Consider the following 16,920-nt stretch of genomic DNA (forward strand, 5'->3'; position numbering starts at 1 on the left):
CAACAACGATGTCAAAAGCACCAATCAGCGAAATCGCAACCTGCGACGGAAACAAGCAATCCAAAGCCATCGAGATCGCAGGTCTCGACAAATGGTATGGCAAGTTCCACGCATTGAAGAACATCGAGCTCAGGGTGGCGGCCGGCCAGCGGGTCGTGCTGTGTGGCCCGTCGGGTTCGGGCAAATCGACGCTCGTGCGATGCGTGGGCCAGCTCGAGGGTTTTCAGGGCGGGACCATCCGTGTCTTTGGAAAACGGCTCGATGGGCTGCGGCAAGATGCGTCGCGTGGGCGGCCATTTGCCGGCATGGTCTTCCAGCAGTTCAATTTGTTCCCGCATCTCACGGTTCTGGGCAACTGCACCCTGGCCCTCAGGCGGGTCCTGAAGCAACCGGCGCCGACGGCGCGCGAAATCGCCCTGCACCACTTGGACAAGGTGAAGGTCCGCGAGCAGGCGCACAAATTTCCCGCTCAACTCTCCGGCGGCCAGCAGCAGCGGGTGGCGATCGCCCGCGCATTGTGCCTTGAGCCCCGCATCATGCTGTTCGACGAACCGACGTCCGCTCTCGATCCAGAGATGGTCAAGGAGGTTTTGGACGTAATGACCGATCTGGCGAAGGGAGGAATGACGATGGTATGCGTTACACATGAACCCGGCTTCGCTCGAGCGATAGCCGACGAAGTCGTGCTCATGGACGAAGGCAGGATCGTGGAGGTCTCGCCGCCTGATGTCTTCTTTGCGGCGCCGAAACAGGAACGGACCCGGCAGTTTCTGGCAAAGGTGCTGCAATGATAGGCCAGCATGCCACCCCAGGTGTCAAGACGCGTATCTGGACCCCTGTCGATTTCACTGCGGACGGAAAACAGTCGGATTGCCTAAGGCTGCCGCATTCAACCGACCTTTCGGCATATGGGTGGATCCCGATACCCGTGGTCTGCATCAAGAATGGCGCGGGCCCGACGGCGTTGCTCGTCGCGGGCAACCACGGTGACGAATATGAAGGCCAGATAGCGCTTTCCAACCTGGCTCGAGAAATACGGGCGGATCAGATCTCAGGCCGGCTGATCATCATCCCGGCACTGAATTACCCTGCCGTTGAGGCGGGCCAAAGGGTCTCACCGCTGGACGACGGCAACCTCAACCGCATGTTTCCGGGCGACCCCTTGGGCTCGCCAACCGAGATGATCGCCGATTATGTCTGCCAGGAGCTCATCCCGATGGCCGATCTCGTGGTGGACCTGCATTCGGGCGGGCGCTCCCTGGACTATGTCGTCAGCGCTTTGGTGCGGCCAGGGCGAGACGCCGTGGAACATGCAAGGCTGATCCATCTGTTGCGGGTGTTCGGCGCGCCGATCAGCTTCATCAGCGACGGGACGGGTGGCGGGGGAATGACAACCCTTGCGGCCGCCGCGGAGGCGAAAGGCGCGCTTGTGCTGACAACCGAGCTTGGGGGAGGGGCGACGCTGTCGCTCGACGGTCTCTCGCTTGCCGCTTCGGGCCTGCGACGCCTGTTGAAGGATCTGCGGATCATGAGCGACATCGACGTGGAGACAGCATCGCCCACGCGCCTGATGACAGTCAGCGGTCATGACGCTTTCGTCTATGCTCACGAAAGAGGCGTGTTCGAACCGGCCGCCGAGGTTGGCGAGGAGGTGGCAAAAGGCCAAATCGCTTGCCGGATCCACTTTCCGGACCTGCCGACGCGCGAACCGCAAACGCTGTTGTTCGGATCGTCAGGCCTCGTTGCCTGTCGCAGGGTGCCCTCATTGACGCGGCGTGGTGACTGTCTCTTCAAGCTGATGAGGGACCTTGCGCCCGGCCGAGCCGGGCATGCCTGAAACGGATAAAGGCATCAACCCACGCGCGATCGGTATGCGTTGCCTGCGCTGCAAGGCCATGCTTGCGATTGCCGATTATCATGAAGGCTGTCCATCGTGTCACGCACAGCGCATGCCCTCCAGCGTGGCTATCGAATATAACCTCCCCAGAACGACTGAGCGCATCGCGGACTGGCAGGTGTACCCGGCTCATCCCACGATGGGGGAGGGGGGCACGCCCCTTGTCGCCATGGAAAGGCTGGCCTGCGAGACGGGCGTTCGCCGCCTTCTCGTGAAGAACGAAGGGGCGAACCCGACTGGATCCCACAAAGACAGGATGAGCCGGTTCGTCGTACAAAGGGCGTTGGCGGTGAACGCCACCGTTGTGGCGGCAGCTTCGAGTGGCAACGCCGGCGTTTCGCTTGCAGCCTACGCGGCTCGTGTCGGCTTGGGCTGCGTGATCATCACCACGCCCGACATGAACCCGAACTGGCGTCGCGCGATTGAGATGCATGGAGCAACGCTACTGGCCGCACAAACACCCCTGCAGCGATGGCAGGTCGTGGCCGACCATGTGAAGACCGGCGAATGGTACCCCGCCACCAACTTCAGCTTGCCGGCTGTCGGAAGCAATCCCTTCGGGGTGGATGGCTACAGATCGGTTGCCCTCGAAATATTGCGCGAGCTTGGAGCCGACTGCACCGATGTGCTGGTGCCGACCTCACGAGGCGATCTTTTGTGGGGGATAGCGCGCGGCTGCACGGACTTGCAGCGCGCGGGCCTTCTGGACAAGCCGCCACGCGTCCACGCCGTCGAGCCCTTTGCCAGGTTGTCGAAGGTCCTGTGCGGAGCGGACTATTGCGGAACCTTCCCGGGCGAGACCAGCTTGACTTCGATCGGCGGATCGACAGTCGCCTACCAGGCGATGGATGCACTCTCGTCATGCGGGGGCACGGCAGTCGTCGCCGACGAGGGCGGAGCGCGTGATGACCAGCGGCGCCTGGCGCGGTGCGGGCTCTATCTGGAGCTTTCGAGCGCGGCCGCTCTCACGGGTTTGCGCAGGCTGCTGTCCAAGGGGGTGGTGGCGCCGGATGCGACGGTCGTTATCATAGGCACGTCGAACGGGCTGTCGGAACATAGCCACTACGCGCATCCCATCCCCGCGGTGGGCTGAACTTGCCAACGCCATCAGGCGAGGCTTGTGCGATCGTTGGTCAGGACCCGGTGAAGACATCGCACATCACTGCGCACGGCATCGATGCCTCAGCCCCCTTGGCAATCGTTCACATTGTTGCCGTCGTGGAATTGACGGACTGGCGAGGGGACTACTCGCTGCCCGAGGCGACGCCCGCGGATTGCAGGCAGACAAGCAGCGGCATAAGCTCTCCTTGGCCGAGCGCGGCGATCGAATCGATGAGGGTCCGACACTGGTCCGGCGAAAGAATGCCTCGCGCCAGATCGTGGAGCTTTTGCTCGACAGCCGACAGGCTCATCGGGTTGCTGGCATCGCCGAGCGGCCGGGGGACGTTGGCTGTAAGCGCGCGCCGGCCCCAGACCATTCTCACACGTGCCGGCGTGCTGCCTGGAAAATAGCCGGCGAGATCTTCCGGGTAGCGGATTTCGACCTTGTCGGCGAGCGCAATCACGGCCTGGTCGACAAGCGACTGCGGACGCAACGGGCGAAACGCTTCCGCCCCCTGAGCGCCGCGAGCGCGGCGACGAAGGGTACCGAGAATTGTGCTCCTTCGAGCGACTTCGGCGCCGTCTCGTTGGGAAGCTTGCGCGCTTCGGGGAAGATGTCGATGGAAATTCCTTCGATGGGCTCCTCGTCAGTCTGGCTGGCGACGAGCTGAAGCACGGCGTCGATGACTGGGTGGGTGTATCGACAGGCCGCATATGGTTTCAGATAGGTCTCCGTGATCAGCCATCGGCCGCCGAGCTCGTCGACGATGGCCTCGACATTGTAGACATGTTCGCGATCGAGCATGTCGAGCGAACCGGTCATGCCATGCCCGGCCCTTTGCGTGGCAAACATCGCCGCAACCGTCGACCAGGGGCTGCTGCCCTTGACGGAACTGGCCTTGCAGTCGCCCTGAGGCAGGTTCTGCGGTGCCTCGGCCGCGGCGATGGCCATTGCGTGGGCGATCCGGTCCGCGGGCAGCCCTCGAAGCCAGCTGACGGCCGCCGCTACGCCGAAGCCTGTCCACTGACCGCTGGCAAAGCTCATCGTGTCGGTGAAGCGCCGTGCCGCGGCGATCCGCAGCGCAACGTCATAGCCAATAGCGATCGCAGTCAGGGCATCGCCTCCACAGCGGCCAAGCCGGCCCGCTTCGGCGAGTGCCGCAGGCACGATGGCCGCCCCGGGGTGGCCGGCAGCGCGACAATGGCCGTCGTCGATGTCGAGGGAGCTGGCGGCGGCGCAATTGGCGAACAAGGCTCCCAGGGGATGAAGCCGCTCACCGGTAAACCAGACGGGTTCCGAACCTGCACCGAAGCATGAAAGGGCCGAGCGGCTGGAAAGCCTTGCGTTTTCCGTCGTAACGCCCGCCACCAACGACGCGAGCGTGTCGAGAACGGCGCGTTGCGCCTTCGCCATGACCTCGGCGCTCAGATGTTCTTTGCGGGCCGCCCCAACGAAGGCGGCCAGCCGCTCTATTACAAAAGCCATGACGATCTCCCTCGCTGATATACCTAGTATACCTTGAGGCAGGAAAAGGGAAGGCGCTTAGATGGCGATCTCCAGGACAAGCTGTTCGCCGATCGGCCCGGCAACCTTGATCCCGGTGTCGATGAATCCGCAGCGAAGATAGGCGGCCATGGCCTGCCGGTTGCGTGCGTTCACGGCCAGCATCAAACGATCTATCCAGGGCCGGTTCTGGCGGATCCAGGCAATTGCCAGCTCCGCGGACAAACGCCCGTACCCCCGCCCCTGGTACATTCGCGCAATCCGCAAGCTGTGGAGGGTGACGACGCCGGCAGGCGCCCAGCCGGGAAGGCTTGCCCTCTCGCGAAGCACGAAGAAGCCAACGGTCACCTCCTCGGCCGCAACGATTGCAAACGGATGTTCGTCGCCTGGAAATGCGCTCTTTTGCAGTTCATCGAACACCGCGTCGACCGAGCCAGCAAATTGCTCCTGGCCGGGCTCCAGGGTGACCGCTTTGATCGCGGCTCTGTCCGACGGGAGAACGGGACGCAGTCTCAGCATCAGCGCAGCGCAGCCTTCTTTCGCGCCAGCCTGCGAGGCGTGAGCTTGGCATACGGCTCTGGCGGTGCGTCTGCGCATCCGCAATATGGCGCAGGTCGCCAGGGCAAACAGCCATGCGAGGGCGAGGAAGGTCCGTCTCGGCGCCATGTCGCTGAGGCTTGCGACCAGGTAGATGATGATCGCGACCAAGCCTATCCCCGCCTCGATATTGCTGCGCACCCGCCCCACCAGCCGATTGGGAAGGCTGCGCAGCACCATGACATCGCCCGCAACGCGCACCATCATGAATGACAAGCCGATGAGCCCCTGCCACACCATGGCACTGGCCAGTGATTGGGCGGTGGAAAGCATTGCCGTTGCAAGCGACAGGAGGATCAGGCCAGCGGGAATGAAGGACTTCGCTTCGACTTTGCTGAACCGGCCCGAGAGAGCCAAACTTCCGAGTAGGCCTCCGCCCGAATACATGGCGGCGAGCCAGCCATAGAGGTTGGCTGGCAGCTTCAGATCGTAGCGCGCGAAACCGGCAAGCAGCGCATTGGAGGCGTGGGCGGACGCGTAGGCAAGCACGACAGCAAAGGCGGCAAAGCTGAGCCTGCGGTTTCTGACGAGAAGCGCGAGGCCCTCGAGAATGGCGGTGGAATGGCGGCTGGGGCGCATGCGTGCGAGACCCCTGTCATCGACCGCCAGGATCAGGCTGAACAGCACGGCGATCAAGGAGGACGTCGCGCAAAGCAGGAACCCGCTCGCAATGCCCGCGAGCGCCAGGCATAGTCCCGCCAGGGCAGCACCCGCTATATTGCCCAGCTGCGCGCATAAGATGCCAAGGCCAACTGTCCTGGTCAGTAGGCTTCCGCCGACATGCTGGATCAGGGCTTGGCTGGTCGGATAGGAAAGCAGGGATCCGAGCGAGGCCATGCAGGCACAGGCGTAGAGAACGAGGAGCGGAACGCGCTCTGCGACCAGGATCTGCGCCGCAAGACCCAGAAGCGTCATGGCAAGCGCGTGCGTTGTCTCGCCCACGGCAAACACGCGGCGGCGCGGCCAGAGGTCGAGGTGCGGTCCCATCAACAGTCCGACCGCGAAAGCCACGACCTGCCAGCAGATCAGAACCTCGCCAACCGCCTTGGTTGTCCCGGTTATCTGGAGCGTGAACCAGGAGATCAGGACGATGAACATGCTGCGGGCGCACTGCATAAAGAACAGCATCGCGTAAAGCACGGAACGTTGCCGGTCGGCTGTCTGACTGCTCTTTGCTGCCCCGCTCACCCGACGAGGCTCATCGGCAGGGAGCGGCCGGCTTGCCAGCGTGAGCGGGCAGAGCCCCGGCACTTTGGCTTCGGGTGCTGCGGCTCAGATCGAGGCATTGCCCGGCCCCAGCACGGCTTTAAGGGTCCTGCGGTTCCACTCAAAGCGCGACCAGCCGGGCATGGGGTCCGCCGGCGTCGAGACGGTTACCGGGGCGTCTCGGACCGAGTTCGGCCAGCCAGGGATCGAAGCGAGCCATTGCGGGTCGTAGACGGTGTCGACGTACCGGTGTCCTTCGTCCGGCATCAACGCTATCACCGTTTTTCCCGGATTGCGGTCTGCCCACCAGCCCGCCGCCCTGAAGGCGGCGCCGCTCGTTGGTCCCATGAAGAGGCCATGCCTGCGATGCAGATCGTGGGTCGCCTCATAGGCTTCGGCCGGTGTGAGCCAATGAATCTCATCGAATTGCGTATGGTCGACATTGGCCGGCAGGATGTTTCCGCCGAGGCCGCTGAGATTGATCCTGCCGCTCGGCTGGCCAAAGAGGACGCTGTTTGGCGTGTCCACGCCGACCGTGTGCAATTCCGGAAAAAGGGCGCGCAGATTTCTGGCGATCCCGCACATGGAACCGCCCGAGCCAACGGGGCCTACCAGACAGTCGACCGGCCCCACACGGTCGATCAGAAGCGCGGCGACCTTGCCGTAGGAGAGCGGATTGTCGGGATTGTCGTACTGGCAGGGCCAATAGCTGCCTGGCAAGTCGTCAAGGTAAGCGGACAGGCGTTCAAGCCTGGCACGTTGAAGGCCTCCCGAGGCGGCCGGCACTTCCACGATCGAGACCCGCGCGCCAAGTTCGGTCAGCCGGCGTTGGAGATGACGATCAAGGGCCCAGTCGCTGACCAGAAGAAGCGGATGGTGTTGCTGGACCGCAAGCATCGCCAGGGCCAGCCCGAAGGTTCCGGACGAGGACTCGCAAATGGTGGCGCCCGGTTTGAGGTCACCCCGCTCGGTGGCGCGCTCCAACATGAAGCGCGCCGGCAGGAGCTTCATCAGGAAGAAACTCGCGGCAAACAAGGTCCCGTGCAGCGGCACGATCCGGGGGTTCTCGAAATCCTCGAGCTTGCGCATCTGCTGGTTCTTGGACATGGCTCTGTGGTCCGGCAGTCAGTTGTGAAAGATGGTCGGTTCGAATGCCGAACGCCTGAGCATCTCGAGCGCCTGGCCGATGTTGCGTGGAGCATGGGCATCGCGCTTGTCGAACATCAGTCCGACCACGGTCCCGCTATGCGCGACCTGCACGCCGACAGCTCCGGAGCGGGCGCCGATGGCTTCGATTTCGTCCAGGCGTGGCTTGGGAAGAAAGCGCTCGTTGATATGCGCGCTGGCCGTCGCGGCCCTGCCGAGCATTCTTGCGTCGGCCGCGTTGATGGCCGCCCGCAACAGGCTGCGAATGGGCCGGAATGCCTCGATTTCGGCCGTAGCGTAACGGGCCGGTTCGAATTCAAGCGTGTCGACGGTCGCACCGGGCGTCGTATCGATGCTGATGACTTCCATTGCCGGCAGGGCTTTTCGGAAGGATTCCACCACCAGGCCCTCGCGATGCGCGAAAAGAACAGCCTGCTGTTGAAACAAGGTGGAATCGCAGGCCGTCTCGGCACACACCGCGATGTGCATCACCTGCTCGGCGCAAACCGTGATCTGCAAGCAGTCAGCGACGGCCAAAATGCTGGCGAGCACATCGGCGGTGGACGATCCCATGCCGCGGCCGATCGGTATATTGCTTTCCAGCGACAGGGCGCCGCCCATGCCCTGCGGGCCGAAGGCCGCGACGGTGAGCTCGGCCGCACGCAGCGCTTTGTGCCTGTCTGGCTGAAGAGTGATAATGCGGTTGCTGTCGTCAGGCTGGAAAGAGGCTTTGGCCCTTAGCTCCGGACAAGGCAGCGACACCAAGGCGCGCTTCAGAAACCCGCCAGTGTCTTCGAACAGACCCTGGACCAACTCGCCATGATGGCCCATGGCTTGAGCATGCCCCGTTGCTGCAGGCATTGCCACTCCTCCAACGATGTATCATTTCCATGCACCGCGAGGTTGTCAGGGAACGCTACTTGCCGCAACAAGAACTTCGTGAATTTTTGTACTGTCTTATCGGCATATATATTTTCTCTTGCCGGGATCTGTATTATATTTCACAAGCGATTTAACAAGTGCATCGACACTTTAATATTAAGAAACTGCTTAAACAGCACGTTCGGAAATTGCGTCCTTCCCGCACCTTGCAGCGCACTGTCAACGGGCTTTCTGGTGCAGCGAATATCCGGCAAGCCTGACGGTGCGAATCGCGGTTTTGCGAGAGTGACGTTTGAGGAGTTTGCGCAGTTGGCTGATGTGAACATCGACCGTGCGGGCGCTGACACGGGATTTGCCCGGCCAAGCTGCGGCAATGAACTCTTCCCGGCCAATTACCCTTTCGGGATGCTCCAAAAGATGTCGCAGGAGGCGGAATTCGATCGGCCCGACCGAGAGCGCCTTGCCGCCACAATGCGCCAGGCAGGTCTCAGGATCCAGTTCGACGTCGCCGAATGTGAAGGACCTTGTATGCGCGGATCGGTCCCGCGCGCGCCGATCCAGGCCGAGTCCGAGGCTGGATCGGAGAAAGTCGACCAACTTGGCTGGCGCAAAGGGCGTGGCGAGATATTCGTCGACGCCCGACTTGAGGAGCGCAATGTGCTGTGTCTGCGCTCCGGGCGACACTAGAGCAATGCAGGGAAGCGTCCGTGTCAGGGGATCTTGTTTCAGGCGCGCGACGTGGGAGGCCAGCTGGGTTTCCATGCGGCAGTCCAGCACGATCGCGCCAAGCGGCTGTTGCGCGGCGATTGCGAGCGCTTCCTCGATGCTGGTGACCAGTAGCGTGGCGAGCCCTTCGACTTGCAGGATGTGGGCAAACATCAGGTAGAACTGGGCGTCCTGCGAATAGAAGGCGACAGGGCGCTTCACAGCGCGGATTTCGGTTTTCGGGTTTTGCATGCGCTCAGCCATCGACCGTCTTATGGCATATCATGGAGGATTTTCGTACGCGACGCCGGTTTTGCCAGCGGGCTGGGTCTGTTTCAGATAGGCTGAGGCTGCGAGACAGGGCGTGCTCCAGCAACGAAAGAAGCCCGCGTTGGACACGCTCCTGGATTGGTTACCGGTCTCTTAAGTCAAATGACGCAATTATAAGAGTTTCCAGTTCACCGCTTCCCCAGCCAAGGGAACCAGCGCAAGTTCACCTGCCACTTACTTATAAGTCACTGTGCGGATGCTTTTGACCTGCGGTGACGTCCTCTGTTATGTTTCGGGCGATCAGGCGAGGTACTGTGCGTGATCAACAAAATCACTCAGGAACAACGTTTGGCGGCTCGGAGGCAGCAAGCCTGACTGCGCTGTCGAAGCTGACGATCGCCTCGTATGAGGGCCTCGAGCGCGAGCTGCGCGACACGATTGCGGCGCTCGAAGGGCAGGCGTTGCGTTTCGAGACGGCAGTCGACAACATCACGCAAGGGATCCGTTTCTTCGACGGCGATCAGAAGCTGGTTCTGTGCAATCGTCGCTATGCGGAAATCTACCGGATCGCGCCCGAGCTTTTGCATCCCGGACTGACCTTGACGAAATCGTGGAACTCCGCGGGGTCGCCGGACTTCTGCAATGCCTGGCGACGCTTCAGAGGCGCGGGTGGCCCCTGCCGCTTCTTGTTATGTCGGGAGGCCAAAACCACTGCGGTGTATCAGCCCTAAAGCGCGATGGCAGCGGCATACGCGACCGGGCGTTCGGCGATCCGATACTGGTTGTCGCGATCGGCGCATACCAGCTCATAGGCCCCGGTAAGTCCGTCGATCACCAGGTCGAGGAATGCGTTGCAGGCGGCAACCCAGTCCACACTATCCGACACCGCGAGCGAGAAGCTCGTGCCCTGGCAATAATTGGCATACAGAGCTAGCGAGCCGCCCCCGGTGTACCCTATGCTTAGCCGAACCCATTCATCGGGCGATCCCGCTTGCTTGGGTGCAGCCCGGGCTGGAAGTCGACGGCGGCTGCAACACTCCCCCAGGATCGAAAGCCGATGGTCAAATCCTTGCAGTCGGATCGTCGGCGATCTTCCCAGCCTCTTGCGCGGCGCACGCCACCAGCCGGTCTGTGCAAGCACGGGATGGCCGAACGATTGGTTGGTCACCAAGGCCGAAATGGCATCGGCTATGATTGTCCTGCGCGGACGGTCTGCCCTCACATCAAACACCCCGCATTCGTAGTATTCATCCAGGCGCATCATCATGGAATTCCAGTCCACGGCGCCGAACATCGACCAAGCGGTAACGGCAAGCACGTCAATACCCTCAGCCGCGCATTCAAAGGCAGCCTCCCATCCCTCCATGAGCCAGCGCAGCTGTTCCTCACGTGTGCATGCGTTGTGCACCTCTCCGATTGCCAGCGGTAGAGCGTAGCGGCGCCACACCTCCCGCAACCGCGAGGCAAATCCGAGCTCGCAGCGTGGGGCGCCGGCGCGCACAGCGGCGATGTCGACATAGGGATCGATGCCGTTGCCACCGACCGGTTCTCGAGGGTGGCGTTCCAGGCGGTGATCGAGGAATCGATCGCTAGTGAGGTAATAGTCAACGCCGATCAGGTCCGGAGGGCAGGGCGCGCCCTCCAACACTGCCAAGTGGGCGGGATCGACACCAGCCTCGAGGAGGCGCTCATGAAGCGGATGGTGCGGACCGACATGCCCACAAAGCAGATCCAGCGATAACCATCGCCGGTCGTTCTCGTACTCAGCCTGGTATGCCAGCTTTGGCGTCGCAAAAATCTTTCCGAAATCCTCGGTCTGCAGAAGGCGGGCATCGGGGATGACCTTTCGGATAGCCGACATTGTCATGGCTATCGCACGGCACTGAGCAACAAGAAGCCGCAAGCAACTGGGCTCGTCCGCGCGGTGCGGATGCCAAAACCCATAAAGGCCGCTCAGGCGGGCGGTTGTCATCGGTTCGTTGATCGGCGTGAACGTCTTTACCCAAGGGTGGCGACGAGCAAGCCGCCCGCCAAACGCCGCGAGACGTTCCGCAAAATCGGGTGCCAGAATAGACGTCCAGCTCGGCCCGCTCCCATGGTGAACAAGGGCTGCAATTGGAGTGATGCCGAGTTGGCGCATGCGTTGAAATCGTTCGTCGAGCCAGCTCCAGTCATCGTCACCCTCCACCGCCTCGATTTGCTCCCACAACGCAGGATATCGAAGTGTTTTGATACCGAGGGAAGCGACGAGGTGTAAATCCTCGATGCGTTTTGAATGACCGGTTTCGGCGAGCTGATTGCGGATCACGCCACCGACACGAACCACACTGCATTCAATGCCGCCCCAAACTTCCACCATGACTACCCCGCCGCGCCCTTGGCAAGGGACAGCTCCGGCGCGCGCATCTTCTGAATGCGATTGAACGCGGCCAGCGCCTGACCGATCACCTGGTCCATATTGTAGTACCGGTAGGTTGCCAGCCGCCCGACGAAAATCGCATCGGCCTGCTGGGCAGCGAGTGCCTCATATCGCTTATAAAGCACTTCATTCTCCGCCGTAGGCACCGGATAGTAAGGATCACCGTGATCCGTCGGATATTCGTAGGTCAGGCTGGTTTGAGGATGCTGCTGTCCCGTCATATGCTTGTATTCCGTGATCCTGGTGAAGGCCTTGGTCTGCGGGTAGTTGACGACGGCGACCGGCTGGAACCGTGGCGTGTCGTGTGTGACGTGCTCAAAACGCAAAGATCGGTACGGCAATTTCCCCAACCTGAAGTCGAAAAATTCATCGATCGGACCAGTATAGATGAGGCGTCGATAGGCGATGGCCTCTCGGACCTCGCGGTAGTCCGCTTGCAGCATCACCTTGATATTGGGATGGTCCAGCATGCGTTGAAACATGCGCGTGTAACCCCCGGCAGGCATGCTCTGGAACGCGTCGGTGAAGTATCTGTCATCGCGGTTGGTTCGTGTCGGCACGCGGGCTGTCACTGACTTGCTCAGCTGCGAGGGGTCGACCCCCCACTGTTTTCGCGTGTAGCCTTGGAAGAACTTTTCGTAGAGTTCGCGTCCCACCGTGCCAACGACCACATCCTCGGCGGTGCGGATTTCTCGCACGGTCTCTCTGCGTTCGGCCAGAAACTGCTCCATTTGCTCGCAGCTGAGGTCGAGGCCATAGAGACGATTGATCGTGTCGAGGTTGATTGGGATGGGCACAAGCTGACCGTCGACCTTGGCCAGGACACGGTGCTCATAAGGTCGCCACGCGGTGAACTGCGACAGATAGGTGACAATGGCTTCAGCATTGGTGTGAAAGATGTGCGGTCCATAGCGATGCACGAGAATGCCGGCTTCATCGTACCAATCAAAAGCGTTGCCGCCGATGTGCGCGCGACGGTCGACAACCACCACTGTCTCTCCGCGCTGACTGGCAAGCCGCTCTGCCAAAACGCTTCCGGCGAAGCCCGCGCCGACGACAAGCCAATCAAACATGGTCGACTAGCCTCCTGGATCCAGGAAGACGCAAAACCTTGGCGGGCTTGAGTAAATCGAGCATCGCGCTCCAGGTCGCGTCCCAGGACATTCCCGAGAGGAACGCGTCGACCTTGGCCATTTCATCGCGACCCTTTAGCAGCGCGGCACTGAGAGTGGCTGGCATCGAGCCTGCATCAGCAATGTCGACAAGTCCACGGCGGCCATACGTTTGCACCACATCGACGATTGCAGTCGACACCACGGGCAGTCCGCCGGCCAGGAGCTCGGGCGTCTTCGTCGGACTGATGTAGCGCGTGGCCTCGTTCAAGGCGAAAGGCATCCACCCTACGTCCCAACCGGCCATGTAGCCCGGCAATTCGGCATACCGCTTGGCGCCCAACCAATGAATGTTCGGGCCGGCGGGCAGCGTGGCCGGATCGATCTTGACCACCGGACCGATTGTGACGAACTGGACTGCAGGCATCGCCGCCGCGGTTTGGGCCACTAGGCCGATGTCGAAGCGCTCGTCGATGACGCCGAAAAACCCCACGCGCGGATGGGCAATGGTCTGCTGGTCGGAGGGGTCTGCCTGAGGGCGGCGCGCCTGGTGAAAGTGTGCAGCGTCGATGCTGCTTGGAAATGCATGAACGGAGGGATGCCGGTCGCGCTTGGCCTCATAAAGGCTCATGCCGCCAGTGAACACCACGTCGGCCTTGCCGAAGAGTTGCTGCTCCAGTCGCTCGAGTTCGGGAGGTGCATTTTTGAAAGCAGAAAGTTCGTCCATGCAGTCGTAGATGCATACATGCTCCTGCAGCGCGGCCGTGAACTTTAAGGCCATCGGGGTGTAGTACCAGGTCACCAACTGATCGTGCTCGATGCCTGCCACCAGATTTTCAAGCAGAATGGCCACGGCTCTGTCGACCTCAACCCCATATTGATGGAGCGGCAGAACCGGTGTCACAACTGTCAGCCCTGGGGCAACCGACTTGCGGCGCAGGAAAGGTATCTGGACCGGCTCGGACACCGGTTCTTCGAAGAACACAACGGTGTAATCGGCTGCGGCGCGCGTCATCAAATGCTGCGGTCGTTGAAAGACAAAGTCCCAACGCAAATGGCAAAAACAAATCAGAAGGGGGTTATCAAAAGGCACGAGGAAGGGGTTGGTCACAGTGTGATCCATTGAAACGATCCGCATTAGGGTTGGCTTATGGTGGATCAAGCTCCGTCCGCAGATCGGGTTCCATGGCGGCGACGGAATTTTGTCTTTCTTTAGCCGGCCTTCCGGGAGACCACGATTTCTCGTTATGGTTGGAACGGGCATCGTCTCCGCAAGTTGTCGGCGGGGAGACCCCAATGATTGTCGATGCACATCTTCACACGTCGGGCCGCGAGACAACGGCGGATGTGCTGCATGCGCTTGACGATGCGGGCGTGGACATCGCCTTCCTGCTGGCGCCGTTCCTGACGCCGCCCTATTCGCTTTATGACCGAGACTCATTACGTACCGGCAACCGCTACCTTTCCGACCTCATCAAAGGCCACTCGGATCGGCTCGCCGGGTTCGCGGTTGTCAATCCGCTCCATCCGCAATCAGCCGACGATCTTGAGGAGGCCGCCGCACTACCCGGTATTCGCGCGCTGAAGATGGTTCCGACCGGATGGTACCCCTATGATGAGTGCGCTCATCGCGTGTACGCGGTCGCTGCCAGGCTTGACCTTCCCATCTTGTTTCATAGCGGAATTTTCATCGATGGCCGATCTGGGCGTTTCTGCCGGCCGTCCTTCTACGAGGCGGTTCGCGATCATCCTGGTCTTCGCGTCACCCTGGCCCACCTTGGCTGGCCCTGGTGTGACGAAGCCAACGCGGTTGGTGTCATCGATCGGATCAATGGAGTAGACCCAGCCGAGAGCCAGTTTCGCTTCGACCTGTCCTTCGGACCACCTCCGATCTACCGCGCCGAGGTCTTTCGCAAGGCCATCGATGTGATCGGGCCGCGCTCGCTGCAATTCGGCAGCGACCGCTTCTTGCCGTGTAGCGGAGCCCATATTTACGCCGCGCGCGCCGAAGTCATAGCAATTCTTGATCAGCTTGACGTCGCAGCCGATGACCGAAATGCGATCATGTCGGGGACTGCGATGGATTGGCTGCGGTTACGCCCCTTGCAAGGAGGAAACTGATGGCCCGGACCCCGCGCGTGCTGCCAGGCGGCCATACTGATGAGCGCACGCATGTCCTCGAAGTCTTGGGCAACGCCATTGTCGGCGGCATGGAAAACTACGTGCGGAATCTGGCCGCGAACTTGCCATCGGACGAGTTCAAAGTTTCGCTCCTGTGCCCCTATGAAAGCCCTTATACCGCATTGGTAAGGTCCGAAGGCAGAGACGTCTATATTGCGCCGCTGCGTGACGATCCACCGTGGAAGACAATCGAACTGATCTGCACGCTGGTGCGCGAAACCAGTGTCGACCTGCTCCACGCTCACCTGATGAACGCGCATACCGTGGCGGCAATGGCCGGCCGATTGAGCGGGACGCCGACCGTTGCCACGTTGCATGGCATGAGCCTGCATGCGCAGGAAATCAGTGTGGCGCGCACAACCGGGAGCCACACCATTGTGGTGTGTCGCGAAGCCTGGTCGCAAGCACTAGCGGTGGGATTGGCGCCTGAGCTTGTAAGTCTCGTTCCCAACGGGGTCGACCTTGCGGTGTATCATCCGATGTCGGCCGACCCCGCGGAGTTCCGGCAAACGATCCACGTCGGCCCTGGCGATATATTGGTCGGATTCGTCGGCCGGCTGGCCTGGGAAAAAGGCCCTGACAAGTTCCTCAAAGCAGCCGAATTCATTTTGCAAAGGCGGCCCGAGGTGCATTTCGCAATGGTTGGCACTGGCTCTATGGAAAAGGACCTTACCGCCACCGTTCGACGCGCGGGCCTGGAGTCGCGCATTCATATTGTGGGACTTGCGCGCGAGCCGCATCGGATTTATCCGGCACTTGACCTGCTGTTGCATACTTCGCGCGCGGACGCGATGCCGCTTACCATTCTCGAGGCCATGGCATCGGGCGTCCCGGTGGTGGCGATTGGCGTCGGCGGCGTGCCGGAAATCGTCTCGACGGGGGAGACCGGAATTCTCATAGGAACCACCGAATGGCCCGGCATCGTGTCGGAATATCCCGGCGACTGGGAGGGGGTCGCCCTGGCGGCAATCTCGCTGTTGTCCAATCCCGGGAGACTAAAATCGATGTCTGACGCGAGCGTTAGACGGGCTCAAGCCAACTTCGACATCCGCCAGTCAGCGATCCTGACGGGTCATATCTTCCGGCAATTGCTAGGATCCCGTTCCGACAAGGCCCGCCTCCACTCCGTTCCCTAAAAACACGGTAGCACGACTAATCAGAATTTGGTGCCTTTGATCCCGGTTATGACAGGGTAGAGGGGATCAACAACGTCGAGGCTTGGCCGGTCGATCTCTTCAAAAGCCAGACCTTGCAGAAAGGCGGTGGCGGCCAGGACATTGCCGAATTGCTGGACCTGCACTGCGGCCGAGCCAAACCTTTCCTCGAACAGGCGGCGTGCAGCAGTCTGGGTCATGGCCCAGAACCATTTTTCTGGCCCGTCATGCGCGTCGATGGAAGTGATGCCTGGTATTGTGGCCAGCACCACGCCTCCTGGTGCCAAGGCGCGATGGATCGTCGCAAGTGCACCCCGCACGTCGTAGATCATGTGCAGCGTCTGGGTCACGATGATGCAGTCGAAACTCCCGCCCTTCACAGCATCTACGTTTTGGAGATCGATGCGCATCGTGGCCTGAGGATTGTCGCTCTGTGGCCGGTCGATGATGTCGGACGTCACAACCCGCTCCTGGCCAAAACGCAGCGTGTAGACATTGTCGCCGATCTCCGCGACACGACCTTGAATATCCTCTGCATGGCGCTGGAGGAAACTCTCGATGTAGTAACGGTCAAGCGGCGTGCCGCGATCGCCGCCAAATCTGCGGCTAAGGGGCTCGACCTCGCCAAGGTCCCCAAAGTCCACCGCACCGGGCGCCGGGATAGCTCGCATGTGGTTCAACCCCCGGGGCGGCCGCGCAGCGGAGATCTTGCTCGAGGTGTCATCAGGTCGCTCCTGGAAGGCTTT

Annotated in this window: 16 protein-coding genes; 6 read left to right on the forward strand and 10 right to left on the reverse strand. The window is 61.3% G+C overall.

All coding sequences use genetic code 11. From position 1 onward, the window contains the following. Positions 1-8: 8 nt before the first annotated feature. The 3 genes from ACWGS8_RS21770 (at position 9) to ACWGS8_RS21780 (ending at position 2,990) form a co-directional block, all read left to right on the forward strand. Positions 9-791, forward strand: a complete 783-nt coding sequence (locus tag ACWGS8_RS21770; protein WP_454582833.1) for an amino acid ABC transporter ATP-binding protein — start codon at positions 9-11, stop codon at positions 789-791. A 137-nt stretch (positions 792-928) separates the two neighbouring features. Further along, positions 929-1,837: a succinylglutamate desuccinylase gene (locus ACWGS8_RS21775; RefSeq protein WP_454582834.1), complete on the forward strand. Its 909-nt coding sequence runs from the start codon at positions 929-931 to the stop codon at positions 1,835-1,837. After that, complete coding sequence (locus ACWGS8_RS21780) at positions 1,830-2,990, forward strand: pyridoxal-phosphate dependent enzyme (RefSeq protein WP_454582835.1); 1,161 nt, start codon at positions 1,830-1,832, stop codon at positions 2,988-2,990. Before ACWGS8_RS21775 ends, ACWGS8_RS21780 begins: the two co-directional genes overlap by 8 nt. A gap of 151 nt (positions 2,991-3,141) precedes the next feature. Here ACWGS8_RS21780 and ACWGS8_RS21785 read toward each other — a convergent pair whose 3' ends face one another. The 6 genes from ACWGS8_RS21785 to ACWGS8_RS21810 form a co-directional block, all read right to left on the reverse strand. Then, positions 3,142-3,462, reverse strand: a complete 321-nt coding sequence (locus tag ACWGS8_RS21785) for a hypothetical protein (protein ID WP_454582836.1) — start codon at positions 3,460-3,462, stop codon at positions 3,142-3,144. Next, positions 3,459-4,484 (reverse strand): MmgE/PrpD family protein, encoded by a 1,026-nt coding sequence (locus ACWGS8_RS21790; RefSeq protein WP_454582837.1) that lies wholly within the window; start codon positions 4,482-4,484, stop codon positions 3,459-3,461. The genes ACWGS8_RS21785 and ACWGS8_RS21790 overlap by 4 nt, the downstream gene beginning before the upstream one ends. Positions 4,485-4,541: 57 nt before the next feature. Next, on the reverse strand, positions 4,542-6,239 hold the full coding sequence (locus tag ACWGS8_RS21795) for an MFS transporter (protein ID WP_454582838.1): 1,698 nt from the start codon (positions 6,237-6,239) through the stop codon (positions 4,542-4,544). Positions 6,240-6,371: 132 nt separating this feature from the next. Further along, positions 6,372-7,412, reverse strand: coding sequence for a cysteine synthase family protein (locus tag ACWGS8_RS21800; protein ID WP_454582839.1), 1,041 nt, complete (start codon positions 7,410-7,412; stop codon positions 6,372-6,374). An 18-nt stretch (positions 7,413-7,430) separates the two neighbouring features. Then, on the reverse strand, positions 7,431-8,312 hold the full coding sequence (locus tag ACWGS8_RS21805) for a GHMP family kinase ATP-binding protein (RefSeq protein WP_454582840.1): 882 nt from the start codon (positions 8,310-8,312) through the stop codon (positions 7,431-7,433). Between the two features lie 240 nt (positions 8,313-8,552). Further along, positions 8,553-9,302, reverse strand: coding sequence for a winged helix-turn-helix domain-containing protein (locus ACWGS8_RS21810; protein WP_454582841.1), 750 nt, complete (start codon positions 9,300-9,302; stop codon positions 8,553-8,555). Between the two features lie 320 nt (positions 9,303-9,622). Between ACWGS8_RS21810 and ACWGS8_RS21815 the strand changes: the two genes are divergently transcribed. Continuing rightward, complete coding sequence (locus ACWGS8_RS21815) at positions 9,623-10,039, forward strand: PAS-domain containing protein (RefSeq protein WP_454582842.1); 417 nt, start codon at positions 9,623-9,625, stop codon at positions 10,037-10,039. On the opposite strand, the gene ACWGS8_RS21820 is transcribed toward ACWGS8_RS21815, so the two are convergent. The 3 genes from ACWGS8_RS21820 to ACWGS8_RS21830 are packed head-to-tail and all read right to left on the reverse strand — an operon-like array spanning position 10,036 to position 13,962. Further along, positions 10,036-11,667 (reverse strand): hypothetical protein, encoded by a 1,632-nt coding sequence (locus ACWGS8_RS21820; RefSeq protein ID WP_454582843.1) that lies wholly within the window; start codon positions 11,665-11,667, stop codon positions 10,036-10,038. The genes ACWGS8_RS21815 and ACWGS8_RS21820 overlap by 4 nt on opposite strands. A gap of 2 nt (positions 11,668-11,669) precedes the next feature. Beyond that, positions 11,670-12,800, reverse strand: a complete 1,131-nt coding sequence (gene glf, locus ACWGS8_RS21825) for a UDP-galactopyranose mutase (protein WP_454582844.1) — start codon at positions 12,798-12,800, stop codon at positions 11,670-11,672. Then, positions 12,793-13,962, reverse strand: coding sequence for a glycosyltransferase family 1 protein (locus ACWGS8_RS21830; protein ID WP_454582845.1), 1,170 nt, complete (start codon positions 13,960-13,962; stop codon positions 12,793-12,795). The genes glf and ACWGS8_RS21830 overlap by 8 nt, the downstream gene beginning before the upstream one ends. A gap of 173 nt (positions 13,963-14,135) precedes the next feature. Between ACWGS8_RS21830 and ACWGS8_RS21835 the strand changes: the two genes are divergently transcribed. Both ACWGS8_RS21835 and ACWGS8_RS21840 read left to right on the forward strand, forming a co-directional pair. Further along, positions 14,136-14,960, forward strand: a complete 825-nt coding sequence (locus ACWGS8_RS21835; RefSeq protein WP_454582846.1) for an amidohydrolase family protein — start codon at positions 14,136-14,138, stop codon at positions 14,958-14,960. Next, positions 14,960-16,156 (forward strand): glycosyltransferase family 4 protein, encoded by a 1,197-nt coding sequence (locus tag ACWGS8_RS21840; protein WP_454582847.1) that lies wholly within the window; start codon positions 14,960-14,962, stop codon positions 16,154-16,156. Before ACWGS8_RS21835 ends, ACWGS8_RS21840 begins: the two co-directional genes overlap by 1 nt. Positions 16,157-16,176: 20 nt before the next feature. Here ACWGS8_RS21840 and ACWGS8_RS21845 read toward each other — a convergent pair whose 3' ends face one another. Continuing rightward, positions 16,177-16,845: a methyltransferase domain-containing protein gene (locus ACWGS8_RS21845; protein WP_454582848.1), complete on the reverse strand. Its 669-nt coding sequence runs from the start codon at positions 16,843-16,845 to the stop codon at positions 16,177-16,179. Positions 16,846-16,920 lie beyond the last annotated feature (75 nt).

This window comes from Mesorhizobium sp. 43Arga (assembly GCF_053714255.1).